Annotated in this window: 16 protein-coding genes; 3 read left to right on the forward strand and 13 right to left on the reverse strand. The window is 37.2% G+C overall.

All coding sequences use genetic code 11. From position 1 onward, the window contains the following. Nucleotides 1-86 precede the first annotated feature (86 nt). From A6M55_RS15310 to nusB, 7 genes are all read right to left on the reverse strand, one after another. Nucleotides 87-1,046 carry an ion channel gene (locus A6M55_RS15310; protein ID WP_064198395.1) on the reverse strand — a complete coding sequence of 320 codons (960 nt, stop codon included), beginning with the start codon at nt 1,044-1,046 and terminating at the stop codon, nt 87-89. 88 nt (nt 1,047-1,134) lie between these two features. Next, nucleotides 1,135-1,440, reverse strand: a complete 306-nt coding sequence (locus A6M55_RS15315) for a DUF721 domain-containing protein (protein WP_064198396.1) — start codon at nt 1,438-1,440, stop codon at nt 1,135-1,137. A gap of 107 nt (nt 1,441-1,547) precedes the next feature. Next, nucleotides 1,548-2,201, reverse strand: a complete 654-nt coding sequence (locus A6M55_RS15320) for a hypothetical protein (protein WP_064198397.1) — start codon at nt 2,199-2,201, stop codon at nt 1,548-1,550. Nucleotides 2,202-2,283: 82 nt separating this feature from the next. Next, entirely contained in the window at nt 2,284-2,562 is a 279-nt protein-coding gene (gene yajC, locus A6M55_RS15325) for a preprotein translocase subunit YajC (protein ID WP_064198398.1), read from the reverse strand. Nucleotides 2,563-2,619: 57 nt separating this feature from the next. Next, nucleotides 2,620-3,090: a DUF1573 domain-containing protein gene (locus A6M55_RS15330; protein WP_082893053.1), complete on the reverse strand. Its 471-nt coding sequence runs from the start codon at nt 3,088-3,090 to the stop codon at nt 2,620-2,622. A 111-nt stretch (nt 3,091-3,201) separates the two neighbouring features. Next, nucleotides 3,202-3,522, reverse strand: coding sequence for a YtxH domain-containing protein (locus tag A6M55_RS15335; protein ID WP_064198399.1), 321 nt, complete (start codon nt 3,520-3,522; stop codon nt 3,202-3,204). Nucleotides 3,523-3,614: 92 nt separating this feature from the next. Then, complete coding sequence (nusB, locus tag A6M55_RS15340; RefSeq protein ID WP_082893054.1) at nt 3,615-4,751, reverse strand: transcription antitermination factor NusB; 1,137 nt, start codon at nt 4,749-4,751, stop codon at nt 3,615-3,617. Nucleotides 4,752-4,917: 166 nt separating this feature from the next. Here nusB and A6M55_RS15345 point away from each other — a divergent pair, with 166 nt between their 5' ends. Further along, on the forward strand, nt 4,918-6,429 hold the full coding sequence (locus A6M55_RS15345) for a S41 family peptidase (RefSeq protein ID WP_064198401.1): 1,512 nt from the start codon (nt 4,918-4,920) through the stop codon (nt 6,427-6,429). A gap of 100 nt (nt 6,430-6,529) precedes the next feature. Continuing rightward, on the forward strand, nt 6,530-7,987 hold the full coding sequence (locus A6M55_RS15350) for a S41 family peptidase (RefSeq protein ID WP_064198402.1): 1,458 nt from the start codon (nt 6,530-6,532) through the stop codon (nt 7,985-7,987). A gap of 45 nt (nt 7,988-8,032) precedes the next feature. Here the strand turns inward: A6M55_RS15350 and A6M55_RS15355 are convergent, their stop codons facing one another. The 4 genes from A6M55_RS15355 to A6M55_RS15370 are packed head-to-tail and all read right to left on the reverse strand — an operon-like array spanning nt 8,033 to nt 11,016. Continuing rightward, a complete protein-coding gene (locus A6M55_RS15355; protein ID WP_064198403.1) occupies nt 8,033-8,392 on the reverse strand; it encodes a VanZ family protein in 360 nt (119 codons plus the stop codon). Next, entirely contained in the window at nt 8,352-9,773 is a 1,422-nt protein-coding gene (locus A6M55_RS15360) for an aminotransferase class I/II-fold pyridoxal phosphate-dependent enzyme (RefSeq protein ID WP_064198404.1), read from the reverse strand. The genes A6M55_RS15355 and A6M55_RS15360 overlap by 41 nt, the downstream gene beginning before the upstream one ends. Nucleotides 9,774-9,776: 3 nt before the next feature. Next, entirely contained in the window at nt 9,777-10,523 is a 747-nt protein-coding gene (locus A6M55_RS15365) for a hypothetical protein (RefSeq protein ID WP_064198405.1), read from the reverse strand. A gap of 55 nt (nt 10,524-10,578) precedes the next feature. After that, nucleotides 10,579-11,016 (reverse strand): GNAT family N-acetyltransferase, encoded by a 438-nt coding sequence (locus A6M55_RS15370; RefSeq protein WP_064198456.1) that lies wholly within the window; start codon nt 11,014-11,016, stop codon nt 10,579-10,581. Between the two features lie 110 nt (nt 11,017-11,126). Here A6M55_RS15370 and A6M55_RS15375 point away from each other — a divergent pair, with 110 nt between their 5' ends. Then, a complete protein-coding gene (locus A6M55_RS15375; protein WP_064198406.1) occupies nt 11,127-12,008 on the forward strand; it encodes a LysR family transcriptional regulator in 882 nt (293 codons plus the stop codon). A gap of 25 nt (nt 12,009-12,033) precedes the next feature. On the opposite strand, the gene A6M55_RS15380 is transcribed toward A6M55_RS15375, so the two are convergent. Both A6M55_RS15380 and hisC read right to left on the reverse strand, forming a co-directional pair. Further along, nucleotides 12,034-15,075 (reverse strand): FG-GAP-like repeat-containing protein, encoded by a 3,042-nt coding sequence (locus A6M55_RS15380; RefSeq protein WP_197491719.1) that lies wholly within the window; start codon nt 15,073-15,075, stop codon nt 12,034-12,036. A 128-nt stretch (nt 15,076-15,203) separates the two neighbouring features. Further along, entirely contained in the window at nt 15,204-16,250 is a 1,047-nt protein-coding gene (gene hisC / locus A6M55_RS15385; RefSeq protein ID WP_064198408.1) for a histidinol-phosphate transaminase, read from the reverse strand. Nucleotides 16,251-16,318 lie beyond the last annotated feature (68 nt).

Below are 16,318 nucleotides of genomic sequence, written 5' to 3' on the forward strand. Positions count from 1 at the left end.
CAATAAGCATTATGCTCTAAGCTATATGCTTTTTATAAATTTTAATTTGCTTAAAGCGTATTGCCAAAAGCCTACTGCATAAATTGTCAAGGATTCAAAGATACGAGGTCGAAATCATGAATTTTACGTAAGTCTAAAATATACCTTTCATCGCCATCGTTTTCGAGCATTGGTTTAAACTTTGCACCCCAAACCAATTCATCATTGAAATATGAATGACGTTTATGAACTGCATCGGCAAAGGTATCATCAATCCCCTCGACGGCAATCATAAATTCAGCATCGGCTTCGGCCAGCGACTCAGGAGTTTCGCCATAAAGTGGACTATCTTCGGTAATGGCGTGAACGATTGTCCAGTTAGTTGGAAAAAAATTCACTTTTGAGCGTTCAAGCGTAAGTCCATAATATTGTCTATTTCTAACGCCATTTTTTTCTTCTACTTTCGAGAAAACCAAACTCACACTCAAATTGATAATTTGATTGCTTTTCTCATTGACCATTCTAAACATAAAAGCGTTAGTATCGAGATACGGAGCAATGATAGCATTTCTACTAAACAAAATTCGAGGATTTGGGCGAGAAAAACGTCCATAAAGCAAACCTGTAATGATAGCAAACATCATTAGACCACTAAGGGCTTCGATACCTGCTACAAAACTGGCAGCAAAACCAACTGGAGCTATACGCCCATAACCAACCGTAGTAAGTGATTGTGCCGAAAAAAAGAAGGCATCCCAGAACTGAGAATGTATATTGGTCATATCAACACCCGCCAAGTGTTCCATGCCAATTAGATAATACAAACTTGCAAAAATGAGATTTAGAACCAAATAAACGCATAGGACGAGAACAAAAAAGGTACTCCAACGAACTGTAATAAGGCGGTTGTATAGATTAAGCCAAGCTTCGAATGATTGACCTACTCGCGTTACATTAAATTGTCCAGAACCAGTGATTAGTCGAGTTTGGCGGTCGGTCATTTTTGTACCGAAGCCTAAATCTTGACGATTACGTTCTTTTTCTACAAGTGAATCTTTTTTCTTCATAAATCTATTGTGTTGCAAATCATGGGCATCGACCGCATTCTGTTAGCTAAGTTTTAAACAGAAACACAATTTTACTATAAAAAAGTTTTCAAAGAAACACAACATCATCAACAACGGACTCACCAACATCTTTATTGATGAGGTCGAGAAGCTTAGTTTTTGCCATGAAAAGCTCTTGACGAAGTGGCGAGGAGTCGATTCGGAGATATAATATTCGGTTTTTAACGTAGATTTCTTTGGTTCGAGAAGCAATAGTTGGCCCCATCATTCGCCCCCAAAATGCTATCAAATAGGTTTCGTTAAAACGAGTTTTTAAGTCAAAAGTTTTTAAAAATGCTTCGATGGCATCTTTCATCGGAGTAGCTTGCGAACGACGGGTGGTTTCTGATGCCATGATTGAAAGATTTAGCGTTAGATGTAAGGAATTATTAGGTCTGAGAGTTAGAAATATATGTAAAAACATTTCATAAATTCTAATTCATGAAACCTAAATCCTGTAATTTATTTCAATAATTCTGCAACTTCAAAACTTACCAAAACCTTTTCGACGTTCGATTTTACAAAAGTATTTGGTGGTAAAGCTATGATTACTTTATCATCAAAGTTTGTAGCTAAACGCTTAGCTGGTACTTTGAGATAAATCACCTTTTCATACTCTTTTAATGCCGACTCTGGACCATCTAAAACAATCTCATTTGGTGATATATTTATTAGACTCGACACCACAAAGTTTTTCTGTAAATCAATACCCAAACTATCCACTTTCAACTTGACTGTTTTCTTTTGTCTTCGCTCAAAATGCAAAGTTGTGGTATCGGCCAAAATATAATTTAACTTAGGTCTTTGTAGTAGATTTGTTAACGACTCAAGTAATGATGCATTGTCTAATCTATTGATTTTCAAAGGGTTGTCAATTTCATAAACCAGTGGTGTTGCATTTGAAAACAGATTATATTTCAATAAATCCCAACCTGTACTCGACATACTTACATTCAACTGCTTGGGTAAAGGTTTGGTCGAAATGTAAAGAGAATCGTTATATTTGATGGTGAGGGGATAGTTGATTTTAGCCGAATATCCCGATTTGTTTAGAGAGTTTAGCAACCAAATTACGAAGGCAGCTAAAAAGCACAGTACTAAGGTTCGTAGATTCATTTTTAGTCGATGGACGACGGTCAATAGACCATCGTTCAAAAAGTTTTTTCAATTGACTATGGTCTATCGACCATCGACTAATTTATTTTTTTCTTGCGATGGATGTTTTATCGAAAGTCAATCTTGCACCGCCACCTGCTGAAACTGTTACAGTTGATTCGTCTTTTGAAACGATTTTACCATGCATTCCACCGAAAGTTACGATTTCATCTCCTTCTTTCAATTCTTCAACCATTTTCTTTTGGTCGCTTGCCTTTTTTTGTTGTGGGCGAATCATGAAGAAGTAAAATACTGCTATCATTCCGACCATCATCACTATCGAAAACATACCATTTCCACTCTGTGCTTGTAAAAGAATCATTATTTTAATTTTTTTGGTTAGATTATGTGCTGAAAACTCTTATTTCTGTAATTTTTACTACTGTGGCTTTACTGTATTTGCTATATCTTTTCCTTGTACAACTGCCGTAAAAGACAAAACTGTTTGCGGAGGGTTGGCATTAGAAAAAATTGTTACAAATTTCTTGTTTGTTCCTACTTTTCCTTGGCTATTAAAACGCACCGTAATTTGGTCAGACTGCCCAACACCAATCGGATGATCAGGTTTTGAAGCAACCGTACAACCGCACTGTACTTGTACGTCGGTAATTGTCAAAGCACTTTTACCAACGTTTTTAAACTTAAATACGTGCGAAACCGTATCACCTTCGGTGAGTGTGCCGAAATCAACTACTTCTTTATCAAACTCCATGATTGGAGCATTTGCCAACGCCACTAATGAGTCTTCTTTACTCATTCCCGTCTGGTTTTTTGAATCAATTAGGTTGCAAGAAAAATTCATTCCTGCCAAAATAATCGTTGAAGTAAGAGCTAAAAATACTTTTTTCATTTTGTATTTTAATAAATTATATATTAGAAATTAATTATGCTTCGTTTTGAGAACCTTTGTAAATGCCATGGTTCCCAAAATTTTATCAATCTTAAAATCTTCTAAATCCTGTTAGTTTTTCGATTTAATTTGGCTCATCAAAGACTCTACGTCTTCGAGTAATTTTTCGGCTTTTTGGCGTGCTTCGCTCACTACTTTTTGTCCTTCTGCTTTGGCCGAACTATCGCCACCAACTACTTCCATCGCTACTTCATCGCCTCGTTCGATGAGGTCGTTGATGAATTTTTGTAATTGTTCACGATATTTCGATAAACGGAACGACAGTTTATCACGAGTTACTTCGCCTTTATCGGGTGCATATAAAATACCGATGGCTGCTCCTGTGGCTACTCCAGCCAAAAATGCAATGAAAGTTCTTGATGAATTGCTCATAAAATTCAATGAGTGAATGTTTGAATGTTTGAATGAGTGAGTAAATTTCCCACTAAAACTACTTTTTATTTATAGAGAACTCTTTTTTAGACTTATTTATTATCCAACATACCTCTACCGCTTTTGCGAAGTTTGCCTGATTCTTTGAGGTCTTTCGATACGCCATCTAAAATACCATTGACAAACTGTCCACTTTTTGGTGTACTATAATCTTTAGCGATTTCGATGATTTCGTTTATCGTAACCTTTACTGGAATACTCGGATAATTGAGCATTTCAACTACTGCCATTTTCAATAAAATATGGTCAGTGATGGCAATACGCTCTATTTCCCAGTTTTTGAGCTTTGGAATCAGAATTTCTTCTAAATCTTTGGTTTCAAGAATACTTTTCTGATACAAAGTTTGCAAAAATTCTTTTCTTTCGTCCCATTCGTCGTCTAAGGTAGCCAATTTTAATTTGCCTTCTTCAACTAATGCTTGAAAAGTATGCGTAACGGCCGCTCTGAGAGTTTCGATGTCATCAATCCAGTACAAATCTTGTTTCTCGAAAAACTCCCAAGCAATTTCATGCTTCAATATTACGTTTTTGAGTAGATATTTCAAAATCGCAAAATCTTCTTCAAGCGTATGATTGGTTTTCGATGTATATTCTTTGTAGCGGTCATTGGCACGAATTACTTCACGGTATAATTTAGCCACAAATACTTGCTCATTGAGCATACTAATACTTCGACGGCTACATAGTATTTCGAGTGATTTTTCTTGACGTAAAGCCTTTATAACCTGATTATCAATGAGTTTTGATTTTGCATCGCCATTGCTATCTTGATTGGCACGATTACCGAGTTCGATAAAAAGTAATAAGATTTGTAGATACAATTCATAAACTCTTTCCGCCTCGATTACCATACGGCTGGCATAGTGCTGAACGTCTTTTTTGTTTTTGAGAAGATAAAATTCTTTTGCTTTTTCGACCATTCTCAACACTTCGTCGGGTGCGTCAAATTTTTCAGCTTCCTGTCGAGAAAAAGCTTCTTGAAAAAGATTTTGACCTAATTTTTTTAATCCTTCGAGTTTCTCTTTATCTTGATACTCCATCGAGTTCAAATCTGGAGAGAAGTGGTCGGCAATTAAGTCTAAAGCTAATTGGAAATTCGCACCCTCAGCTTGTTTATAAGCAAAAAGGGCTTGCATCGCACGAATCCGTATGAGGCGTCTGTTAAGCATAGGCGTTCAAAGAACTGAAGTTTTATTATGGTGCAAAATTAGTAAAAAAAATTCACAACCCCAAACGGCAGCGGCCGACCGTCACCAATGCGGAATTTGTGTTTAATAGATAGATTATTTTGTGGCTGGTACTAAAAAATAGTTATTTTAGAGTAGATTTGAGTTTATGAAAAAAGCTAAAATGAATATAAAAGCAAGATATATTTTCTTTATACTACTGCTGATCAATCAGTTGAATGGTTTTTCGCAGACTTACACGGCTGAACAGATAAAAGAAGACCTCGTGAATCTGAAAAACGAGATTGAGAAATATCATCCAGACCCCTACAAATATATTTCCAAAGAAAGATTTACTTTCTTGCAAGACTCTTTGCTACAAAGAGTTTCGGGAAAATATTCGCTTCGAGAGGCTTACTTTACATTTTTACCGCTGGTGCAGGCGGTGGGTTGTGGACATACACACATGTCTCCCGATCGTAGGTTGCTTTCTAAAAGTAATTCGTTTACCGAACGCCCGAAGTTCTTTCCGTTTAGTGTGCGGTATATCAATAATCAGTTGTTGGTTTCTCGTAATTATTCGGCTGATAAAAAGATTACTCGTGGCACCGAAATCTTAGAAATTGATGGACAGCCTGTCAAGAAAATCTTAGAGCATCTCGAAAAGATTTCTTACTACAATGGCGATGGAATAAACCCAAATGCAAGAAAATATTATGCGATTCGAGAATTCAGGAAATTGTATTATTTATGGAAAGGCGAAGAAGAAAGTTTTTTAGTAACTTATCAAAAACAAGGGCAAAGCAAGCCCAAAACGAGCAAAATAGAAGGCCAAAGTATAGACTTTATGGAGAAAATGCTCGAAACTCGCTACCCCGATGTTGATGAAGATACCACAGGAATTGTATCTTATCGAGTAATTGATTCAAGCCAAAAAGTGGCGATGGTTGATATTCGTTCGTTTATGTATGGCATGAAAGACTACGGACGTGGCACTAATTTTGAAGGTGAAACTCGTAAGATTTTCAGAAAACTGGAAGAAAATAAAATTGAAAATTTGATTTTGGATTTAAGAGGAAATTCGGGTGGCATCATTGACTATTCGATTTTCTTTTTGCGTTATTTCGCCAATCAACCATTCGATGCATACAAAATAGGTTTCAGAGATGAAGGCTTACAGCGACTCAAACAAGATTATAAAAAATACGACGCGTATTTGGCCAAAGAGGCAGCTTCGAGGCTCAATAAAGAGTTTACTGTACGAGACGCTGAAGGTTATTTAGAAAGTAAATACCAACAAAAACAACGCCCTCACGATGAGTTTAGGTTTAATAAAAACGTGTATGTGCTGATGAACGGCGGTACGTTTTCAGCAGCGGCTTTGTTGGTTTCAAAATTGCATAATATGGGCGTTGGTACTTATATAGGCATGACTTGTGGAGGTGCTTATGATGGTTGTTCGGCTGCCCAGTTTTCTTCAATCAAATTACCCAATACCGAATTAGAGATTTCCCTGCCTCTGGGTAGGATTTTGTATAATATTGACACAAAAAAATACAATAAACCGATTCTCCAACCTGATTTTGAAGTAAATTCAACGCTTGAAGATTTTCTAAATAATGAAGATACGGTGCTGAAATACACCCTAAATTTGATTAAAAATAAAGTTAAAATTAGATAGTTTTTTAGTCAATAGTCAACAGACCAACGTAAAAAATTACATCAACGATTTTCCAGTAACTAATAACCAGTATCCTAAATTTCCAGTACACCACTAAACTATGCAAAAGATTTTCATTCTTTTACTGCTCCCACTCTTTCTAAACGCTCAAAACTCAAAAGATTCTTTTACACCAGAAGAGGTTCGGGCAGATATGGCATTTCTGAAAAAACGTTTTGAAAAAATCCATCCTGGAATGTATTATTATATGAGCAAAGAAGAATATAACAAGAAGTACGATTCGCTCTATAATACTATCAATCAACCACTTAGCTATCTCGAAACGTTTCGAGTTCTATCTCGATTAGTGACAAATGTAAAAGACGGACACACAAATTTACGATACGATAAAAAACGATTTAATAAAAAAAATGCCAAGTTTGTACCTTTCTATCTCCGTAAAATTGACAAAAACTATTATTTAGCCTTGAATTATTCCGCCGACTCAACCATCATTCGAGGGGCTGAGGTTTTGGCCTTTAATAATGAACCTGTTGAACAATTAATTCAAAAACTAAAAGTGTTTGTTTCGAGCGATAATGGAAGCGAACACGTAAAAGACTACTACACGGTCAGTGCGTTTCCGACTTATTACAAAAGATATTTTGGAGAAGTAGATTCGATTAAAATCTCCTATCGCTTACCAAAAAACGATAGTATTTTCAATAAAAAAGTAGCTTGTCAAACCAACAGTGAAATTCTAAAAATCGATAAAAAACGCTATAAAAACCTCAATCGTCCGAACCTTTCGCTCAAAATTATGGATAGCGTCAATCATATCGCAAAACTTGACATTACCTCTTTTTCGATGTCAGGCAAGTTTTTAGATGTAAGCGAGCAAAAATTCAAACGGGTTTTACGAGCCAGATTCAAAACAATCAAACAACTCAAAGTTGAGCATTTGATTGTTGATTTTAGAGCAAATGGTGGTGGATTTATTCCTAATGTTTCACGTTTGTTGAAATATCTTTCACCAAAACCCTTTACTTTAGTCGATACGGTGGCTTTTAAGAAAAAGGCCTATTTTGTTATTTTCAAGCCTTACTATTTTGGTCCACCAGTCACGATGTGGCTGGGTTTTATGAAGCGTAATGGTGAATTTATGTATCGAGTAAACAAACGAAACGACAGACATAAACCCGAAAAAACACTGGCTTATAGAGGAAAAACCTATTTCATCACTGATCCTGGGTGTTACTCGGCAACTACTTTTACACTCAATTTAGCTAAAGATTTAGGAATCCCCGAAAAAATAATTGGTCAACAAGTAGGTGGTGCTACTTGGGGAAGTTTTGCAGTGAATTGGCAAGATTTCAAGTTACCCAACACAAAATTTATAGTGCATACACCACTAATGAAAATTAACCATAATTTACCCAATAAAGTAAATAAAGATTTTTTCGTTCAACCTGATTATGAAGTAAACCGTAACCGAGAAGAATTATTGAAAAATAATACAAGTGTCATTGATTTTACGGTAGATATGATTCGACAGAGTAAGGCTATGAGAGAAAGGTAACGTTTTTTTCAATAGTTTCAGCTAAAAAATTGCACACTTTTTTAGCTACCGTCTTTTGAAAACTGTTGATAGACAAAATACAAACAGACCAATTATAACTCCAATAGCATCAGCCAGTGCATCATACCAATCAAAACTTCGATGAAAAGATGCTGGTAATGAACCTTGCCAAAACTCAATAAGAATTCCATAGAGAATACCGACAATTAGCGTTCTTGCATAATTTTTAAAGGCAAATTGCCAACAAAAAGCCCATCCTGCAAAAGTTACAAAATGGGCAGTTTTGTCATTACCTTTGGGCAATTGCTCACTTGGCATTGTACAAAGCACAAAAATGACAAGCGTAATTCCAAAAGCTAAGTATTTATTTCCCAAAAATCTGATTGCCAATTCTTTCAATTTCATCTAAAAGTGCATTTAGGTCGGTTGCAGTCGTAAGAGGATTCATCAACGACACACGAAGATAAACGTTTTCTTTTAAAGTTGTCTGGACAATATAAAAACTTCCTTCTTGCAAAAGCTGCTTTCTGATGCTTGAGTTGAGGTCATTTAAGTTGGTGTCTAACGAAACTAATCTAAAACATACAATATTGCTTTCAGGCTCAATAGCCAACTCAAAGTTTTGTCGGGCTTTAACTAAACTGGCAAATTTTTCAGCTAAACCGTGCAAATACTCCACATTTTCGGTAAAAATCTGTTCACCGTGAGCCTTCAAAATTGAATAGATTTTTAGACTCATCATCAATTTTGTGCATTCAAAAGTACGTTTTCCTGAATTAAACCAATCTTTTGAGTGCTGATTTGCCCACAAATATTGTGCTTTTTGTTGAAATGTCTTGAAAGCATCTTCATCTCGCTTGAAAATCAATGCAGTTGCCAGTGCGGGTGTCATGAGCATTTTGTGCCAGTCAATTACCACTGAGTCTGCTTGTGCTATGCCTCTGACTTTATGTTTGTATTTCTCGGAGAAAATAACCGCTCCACCATGAGCTCCATCGGCATGGAACCAAAGTTGGTGTTTTTGAGCGAAATCGCCTATTTCTTCTAAATTATCATAGCTTCCAGTCGAGGTTGAGCAAGCACTACCTACAATACAAATCACCTTAAAACCCTTTTCAATAGCTTCGTTGTAGTATTTTTCTAATAAATCGGTTCGGATTTGTAACTTCTCATTTGTCGGAACTTTTATGATTCCTTCGCTGCCCATTCCCATAATTCGGGCGGCACGGTCGATGCAATAGTGAGCTTCTTCCGAAACCATGACCGCCAACTTTTCACTTGTTCCTTCTTCCCAAACATCAGTTTTAGCGGCACGTGCAGCCAAAAGTGCCGTAAGATTTGCCAAAGTTCCGCCCGAAGTTAGTAAGCCACTGGCATTTTTATCAAATCCTATTTTGTTAGCCAATAATTCTGATAAAATTCTCTCCAAAGGATTCGACACTAAACCCATTTCATAAACAGCCATCCCATTATTGAGCAAGCCCGAAAACATACTGGCAATTGCCGTAATGGGCAGCGGTGGCGTAACCTGATGCCCCATGTAGCGTGGGTGGTGCAAATGGGTAGATTTATCTATAACATTCTTGAAAAAATCTTCAACGTTTCCTGCTCCTTGCTCATAATCTGCTTGCCAATAAGTCAATGCGTCATCGGGTTCTTGATAGGGAATCACACTTTTAAGCGTCTGATTTTGAGCTAATTCAAGATAATCGGCCAATAAATCGACTAAAGTATGAGCATTTTGACGAAAAGAATCGGGCGAAAAAGCCTTTTGAAGAGTTGTCATTTTTTAGAAATCAAAATTTAAACCAATGTTCCAATTAAAATCATTTTTGGGTGTCACGATGAGCGGTTTTACGGCTTGCATCGACACCGAAAATGGTAAGTTTTTATACGACCAAACTGCAATTCCAGAAGCAAATAATCCTTTAAACGGAATGCTATTATCAATATAAAATAAGTTTGGTTTGAGTGCTAACTTTACCGAATTTGAGATACGAATTTTACTAATATTTGCCGAAAGGCTGTAAAAAAGTCCGTATTTTACAGCATCTATATCAATACCTTTCGTGTACCAACAAAGTGCCTGAATACTTGAGTTTTCGGAAATTTGGTACGTTGTTGCTCCCTCAAATTCTAAATATTTATTGGCTCGTTGAACCTCAAAAGTCTGTGCATTTTCGGTTACGCTGGTTCGTTTGAAAAACAACGACCAGTTTACACCCGTACGAAAGGTGAATTTCTTGTGCGGAACCTGAAACCTCAACCAACTATTCGATACCCAAGGCTTGCCATCAATGCCGTAATTGAAAGCAGGCGAAAACGAAAAATTGCCTTTTCTGATAGAAAAACCAGTCATAAGGGCTGGTTTTCCAAGTGCAAATGCAGGAACTGGCGAAATACCATTATTGGTAAGCTGCACATTTCCCGAAAATTGAATCGGTGATTTCTGGGTTTGAATCGAATCTTTCTTTTCCTCCGAAAAGGCTTCAAAAGTAATAAAACAAGTTAGAAAAGTAAATAATAGTGATTTCATTTGTTTGTTGAGAAAGTGTAATGAAGTAATTTTAGTCAATCAGTTATGGGATTTTCTACGCTTGCCAGTAGTAGTAAAAGTTTTCTTCACGCTTCCAACCGAGGCTTTCGTAGAGTTTTTGGGCTTTGGTATTATCGGGAGTTGTTTCCAAAAGCAAGCCTTTATAGCCTAAATTCTTCACAAACTCTTGGGCAGTTAGCAAAATAGCCTTTCCAATGCCTAAGTTTTGGACATCGGCCTTTACGAATAAATCATTGAGTATCCATTGGCGTTTCATCGATACCGACGAAAATGCTGGATAGAGCTGCGTAAAGCCAAGTGCCTCACTACCTTCAAGAGCTACAAAAATCACAGATTCGTTCTGTTGTATTCGCTCCAATAAGAATTTCTTTGCACCTTCTAAGTCGGCATCTTGACCATAATATTGGCGATATGAATCAAATAAAGGTGCTACATATTCAATATGCTCAATGCTGGCTTGCAGAACTTCCATGACTGATTGATTTTTCTGTGAAAGGGTGTTTTCTTTTGCAAAATAATTGCTTATTTTTGATAACAAAAAATACTTAATTTTTATTATTTGATGCTAAAAATGAATCAATAATGGATTTTAGAACGATTGAACACTTTTTGAAACTTTCTGAAACGCTGAATTTCCGAAAAGCAGCCGAAGAAATTTACATTGCTCAACCAGCTCTCAGCCGACAAATAATGGCTTTGGAAGAAGAATTGGGCGTAGTATTATTTGATAGAAATAAGCGAAATGTGGCTCTGACAACCGCTGGAGAATACTTTAAGGAAGAATGTGAGCGAATTTTGGAAGATTTTGAGCGGGTAAAACAGCGAACTTTTCAGATTCATAAAGGTGAAGGAGGCGAAATAAAAATTGCTCATTCGAGTTCGTCGATGCAGTTTTTATTACCAAATATTTTGGCGAAAATTCAAGCCGAAATGCCTTTGATGAAAACAAATTTGAACGAAACAACCAACCTCTATGGCATCAATGCTTTAATAAACCGTACGATTGATGTGGCGTTTGGGCCAAACATGATTGTGCCGAAAGAGCTAAACGCTCGCACGATTTATGTAGAAAACTTTGTGATAATTCTGCCACAGAACCATCATTTAGATGCAACAAACTTTGAGTCGTTGGCACAATTAGCCGATGAAAATTTTATTTTACCTCCACGAAACGAAAGTTCGGGTTATGTAGAAAGCCTTGAGGCCTTGTGCCAATCGTATGGTTTTATTCCGAAAGTGGCTTATCAATCGGGCAATTCAAATACAGTTTTGCGGTTGGTGGAGGCTGGCTTAGGAATCTCGATTGAGCCAAAGTCGGCATTAAGCGGACAAAACATGAATGTGAAGTTTATTGAGCTAAACAATATTTCTTTGAAAGCTTCCATGTTAATGCTTTGGCTGCGTGGCAGAGAGAAAGAACTAAAACCGTTCTTTGAGATTGTGGAGAAAGTAATGAGTTCGTAGTGATTCACTCATTACTTTCAATATATTATTGACAACCAATAATATTCGCTATAAATATGCTCTGACTATCGGCCGAAAATCCACTATTTAGTGTAATTGATTTTCCTGCACGGTATTCAATTTGGCTCGTAGCGGCCAGTTTTTGGGTACTGGTAACTTGTGTTGCATGATAAACTTGGGTTGTTCCGCCAGAGACATTTCCTCCGAGTGTTATGGGTGAGCTTTGAACACTCAATGTAATGGCATTGGTTTCAATAGCACTACAAGCACCAGTTATCAAACATTTATATTTATAGTTGTTGAGTGCTGCATTAGCAAGAATTATGAGGTTATCTGAGCTGATTCCAGTGTACGGGGTAGTATTTGGTACATTATTATAAGTTTGACCACTATCGCTACTAAATTGCCATTGGTAAGTTAAGCCCAGACCTGTTACAGCAATCGGAATGTTTATTTGTGTAGCATCGCAAGTGGTTTTATTGGTTGGCGGTGTACTTATTATTGGCCCCGAAACGATGTTTATGCTCAAAGTAGCAGTTGAGGTTTTATTGAAATTATCAGTAACCGAAATCGAGAAAGTTGTGTTAGTTGCCGAGCAGCTTGCTGCAACATCGGCCATTATTTCTCCATTGGAATTTACAGAAAGATTTGAGATGGTGATGCCATTTTGAGTGGCCGATGTAGTACCGTTTACTTTCGCAATCAAAGTATTGACTGTTTGATTGCCATCAAATGCTGTCAGAATTTTAGTATTTGTTGAAACACCAATACCGTGATTTAAACTAAAATTAGTAGCTACTGGAGGGCAATTATTAAGTAGAATTGATAAACTTCCAGTATTTCCGTTGCTACCGATATTAGCAGAAATAAAATCTAAAGAGCCATCTTGATTAAAATCGCCCGAAATTAATGAACCAGGTTGCAAACCAACCGAAAAATAATCAGTGCCTAAGGCGGTTGGAGTTATAAACGAACCACTGCCATTATTGTAGAGTAAATAGGCATAAGATTGGGTATTGGCTGGAGAAATAATTTGTTGGGACGTGGCCAAAATATCATAAAAACCATCGGCATTGAAATCATTGACGGTGACACCATTCATTTTTGCCGCAACAGTTTTTGCCGTTACACCAAAAACACCATTGCCATTATTGGTTAAAATTGAAAGAGTACTTTCGCCGTAATTAGCTGTTACTAAATCAAAATCTCCGTCATTATCAAAATCGCCAGTGGCAATATCTCGGCAATTTAGTCCAACTACATATTCAGTCGCTACCGAAAAAGACCCTGTTCCTGTACCGAATGCCACACTTACATTATTGGTAGTATAATTGGCAGTGGCAATATCCAAAAAATCGTCAGTATTAAATTTCCCCAAAACTATACTGCGAGGCAAAAGGTCGGTATTGACCGCTACCAGATTACTAAAACTTACGACACCCCCAACTGTGGTGTTCAAGAAAATCTGTACACGATTGCTAACGGCCATCGTGATAGCTACGTCAGGTTTTCCATCTTGATTGAAATCGCCAGTAGCTGCCGAAGTTGGCGTACGAATAGTATTATATGTAGTTGTACTGACCGTAAAATTTCCTAAGCCATCATTGATTAAAATAATTAAATCGCCAAAATCAGACTCGGCCATGATGACATCTTTATCGCCATCATTATCAAAATCGGCAGCAACTACTGGAATATTATTGCCCAGCGAAGCTCGTGTTGAAATGGGCGTTCCGCCCGTGAAGCCACCGTTTCCATTGCCTAAGAATAAACTGTAAGCAGCCGTTGTACCGTTTTTTGAAGGAATGATAATATCTAAAATCCCATCATTATTGAAATCGGCGGTAGCTAAATGGTAGTCACCTGCTGCCGATTGTGGCGTAAATGCCTGTGGCACACTTCCCGTTGCAATTGGCGAAGCACTTGATGGGTCAAAATGTCTGCCTAAACAATTATTTCCTGCAATTTTTAAAACTATTTCTTTACTTTTCGAGCAAGCAATACCGTTTTTGGCGACAACAGTAAAATTGAAAATTCCTGCTTCGCTTGGTGTGCCGCTTATTTGCCCAGTGGATGTATTCAAGATTAAGCCTTTGGGCAATTGACCGATTGGGATAGAAAAAGTATAAGCATCAGCAGGCGAAATGCTAACTGTTTGATTATAAGCAATATTCATTGTGCCGTTTGAGATGCCGCCCAATGTTATGATTGGACAAACGGTAGTGCTAAGACTCGTTGAAAAACTACTTAGTTGGTTTACACTTCCGCTGTAAGTAGCAAAAACTGTGTGTACGCCAACCGCAAAATTTGTTATCGTCAGCGTTGCTACCCCAACATTATTCACGGTCACTGCTGTTTGTTCAATTCCATCAATCGTAAAAACAACACTTCCAGTTGCCACACAGGTTTTATTTGAGTTGATAGATGCACTATAAGTAACCGATTGACCGACTAAAATATTGGCATTTGTTTGAGTAAGTACAACTGAAGTTGGTGATTTATCGACAAGTAGAGAGCCATTTACGTATGTTATCGTATAATTCGGACTGCTTAATGTGCTGGTATTGAGGTTATTTACATAACTTCCAGCAGGTGCAGGGGCGGTTGTTCCGTAGTCACAAATCAGTGTGCCAGTGAGCGAACCCGCATTGTCATTGTTTTTAAAACCGCTATAACTTGCCGCACAAACAGGAAATGCGTCGCAATAAGTGATGGTTTTATTTTGTCCAGTAATTGTCAGCGGAGCTTTACTGATAGTAAGTGTAAAACTAGCATCGGTTGACCCCGAATTATCAGTTGCTCGGTTTGTAATCGTATAAACACCAGCAGGAGCAGTCGATTCTACGTTAATATCGCCATTATTGATATTGACAGAAATGTGTCCGACCAAAGCCGAAGGTATATTTTGAAGGGCATAAGTGCTATTCTGGCTCGTTGCCGTTGCCCTGATTCTTGTTACATCACCATAAACTATACTGGTATTTTGGTAGCTCAGGGTAGGCAGAAACGCAAAAGAATATAGCGGAACTAAAAGTGTAATAAATAAATAGGTTAGTTTAGTTTTCATTTTATAGTTTGGTAAATAATAGAGGATAAAGCGAATACGTAGAATGGGGTTAGAAGGTTGTGTATAAAAAAAAATCTCTAACCCCATAATGATATTGAGTTAGAGATTTATCAGATAAGATGTTTACCTTAATACTTCTTCAAAGCCTTCAAAAGTATCTCATTTTCTTTTTTAGTACCAATCGAAATACGAATGCAGTTATCGCATAAAAGTACGTTTGAACGAAGTCGAGTAATGATTTTTTGGTCAATCAGATAATGAAAGACAGCATTTGCATCAGTAAATTTTACCAAAAGTTGGTTAGAATCTGATGGGTAAATGTGCTGAACGATGCTCAATTCTGATAATTTTTTGTGCAGGTGTTTACGCTCTTTCAGAATCTGTTTTACATATTTATCTTTTTTCTCTTCTTTCCCCAAAGCGGCATAAAGCAGTTTTTGAGTCACGCCGTTGAGGTTATAAGGATATTTGATTTTATTGATAATCTTAATCAAATCTTCCGAAGCAAAAGCCATTCCGAGTCGTAAAGCTGCTAAGCCCCAAGCCTTCGAGAATGTCTGCATTACCACCAAATTTGGGTATTTATCCAATAATTGCGTAAACGATTCTTCAGTGGCAAAATCAATGTAGGCTTCATCAACCACCACTAAACCAGTGGTAAAATTATCTAAAATATGTAAAATAGAAGCTCGTTCGATGATATTGCCCGATGGATTATTGGGTGAACAAATCCAGATAATTTTTGTATTTGCATCGGCCGTTTCGAGTACTTTTTTCGTATCTACTTGAAAGTCGGGCGTGAGTGGCACTTGTTTTACGGCAACGTTTTGCACATCGGCACAAACTTTATACATTCCGTAGGTTGGTGGCAAAATCAAGATATTATCTTGCTGAGGCTCACAAGTGGCACGAATCACCAAATCAATGGCTTCGTCTGAGCCATTTCCTAAGAAAATTTGACTTGGACGTACTTTTTTTATCGTTGCCAGTTTTTCCTTCACAACCGACTGGTAAGGGTCTGGATAACGATTGTAGTTTCCCGAAATTACCGAACCAAAAGGATTTTCGTTGGCATCGAGAAATGTACCTTCACTGCCCGAATATTCATCACGAGCCGAAGAATATGGAGCAAGTGTAAGTATGTGCGGACGAATAACTTTATTTAATGAAAACATGAATTAAATGACGATTTTAGAATGAAGAATGACGAATATCGAAAAAAGATATTCGCTCATTCACTGCT

The organism is Emticicia sp. MM (assembly GCF_001649495.1).

Coding starts and splice junctions, on each gene's coding strand:
- A6M55_RS15320 (WP_064198397.1), bottom strand. CDS start 2,201: ATGAATCTACGAACCTTAGTACTGTGCTTTTTAGCTGCCTTCGTAATT.
- hisC (WP_064198408.1), bottom strand. CDS start 16,250: ATGTTTTCATTAAATAAAGTTATTCGTCCGCACATACTTACACTTGCT.
- A6M55_RS15355 (WP_064198403.1), bottom strand. CDS start 8,392: ATGAAATTGAAAGAATTGGCAATCAGATTTTTGGGAAATAAATACTTA.
- A6M55_RS15350 (WP_064198402.1), top strand. CDS start 6,530: ATGCAAAAGATTTTCATTCTTTTACTGCTCCCACTCTTTCTAAACGCT.
- A6M55_RS15360 (WP_064198404.1), bottom strand. CDS start 9,773: ATGACAACTCTTCAAAAGGCTTTTTCGCCCGATTCTTTTCGTCAAAAT.
- A6M55_RS15335 (WP_064198399.1), bottom strand. CDS start 3,522: ATGAGCAATTCATCAAGAACTTTCATTGCATTTTTGGCTGGAGTAGCC.
- A6M55_RS15330 (WP_082893053.1), bottom strand. CDS start 3,090: ATGAAAAAAGTATTTTTAGCTCTTACTTCAACGATTATTTTGGCAGGA.
- yajC (WP_064198398.1), bottom strand. CDS start 2,562: ATGATTCTTTTACAAGCACAGAGTGGAAATGGTATGTTTTCGATAGTG.
- A6M55_RS15315 (WP_064198396.1), bottom strand. CDS start 1,440: ATGGCATCAGAAACCACCCGTCGTTCGCAAGCTACTCCGATGAAAGAT.
- A6M55_RS15365 (WP_064198405.1), bottom strand. CDS start 10,523: ATGAAATCACTATTATTTACTTTTCTAACTTGTTTTATTACTTTTGAA.
- nusB (WP_082893054.1), bottom strand. CDS start 4,751: ATGCTTAACAGACGCCTCATACGGATTCGTGCGATGCAAGCCCTTTTT.
- A6M55_RS15380 (WP_197491719.1), bottom strand. CDS start 15,075: ATGAAAACTAAACTAACCTATTTATTTATTACACTTTTAGTTCCGCTA.
- A6M55_RS15375 (WP_064198406.1), top strand. CDS start 11,127: ATGGATTTTAGAACGATTGAACACTTTTTGAAACTTTCTGAAACGCTG.
- A6M55_RS15310 (WP_064198395.1), bottom strand. CDS start 1,046: ATGAAGAAAAAAGATTCACTTGTAGAAAAAGAACGTAATCGTCAAGAT.
- A6M55_RS15345 (WP_064198401.1), top strand. CDS start 4,918: ATGAAAAAAGCTAAAATGAATATAAAAGCAAGATATATTTTCTTTATA.
- A6M55_RS15370 (WP_064198456.1), bottom strand. CDS start 11,016: ATGGAAGTTCTGCAAGCCAGCATTGAGCATATTGAATATGTAGCACCT.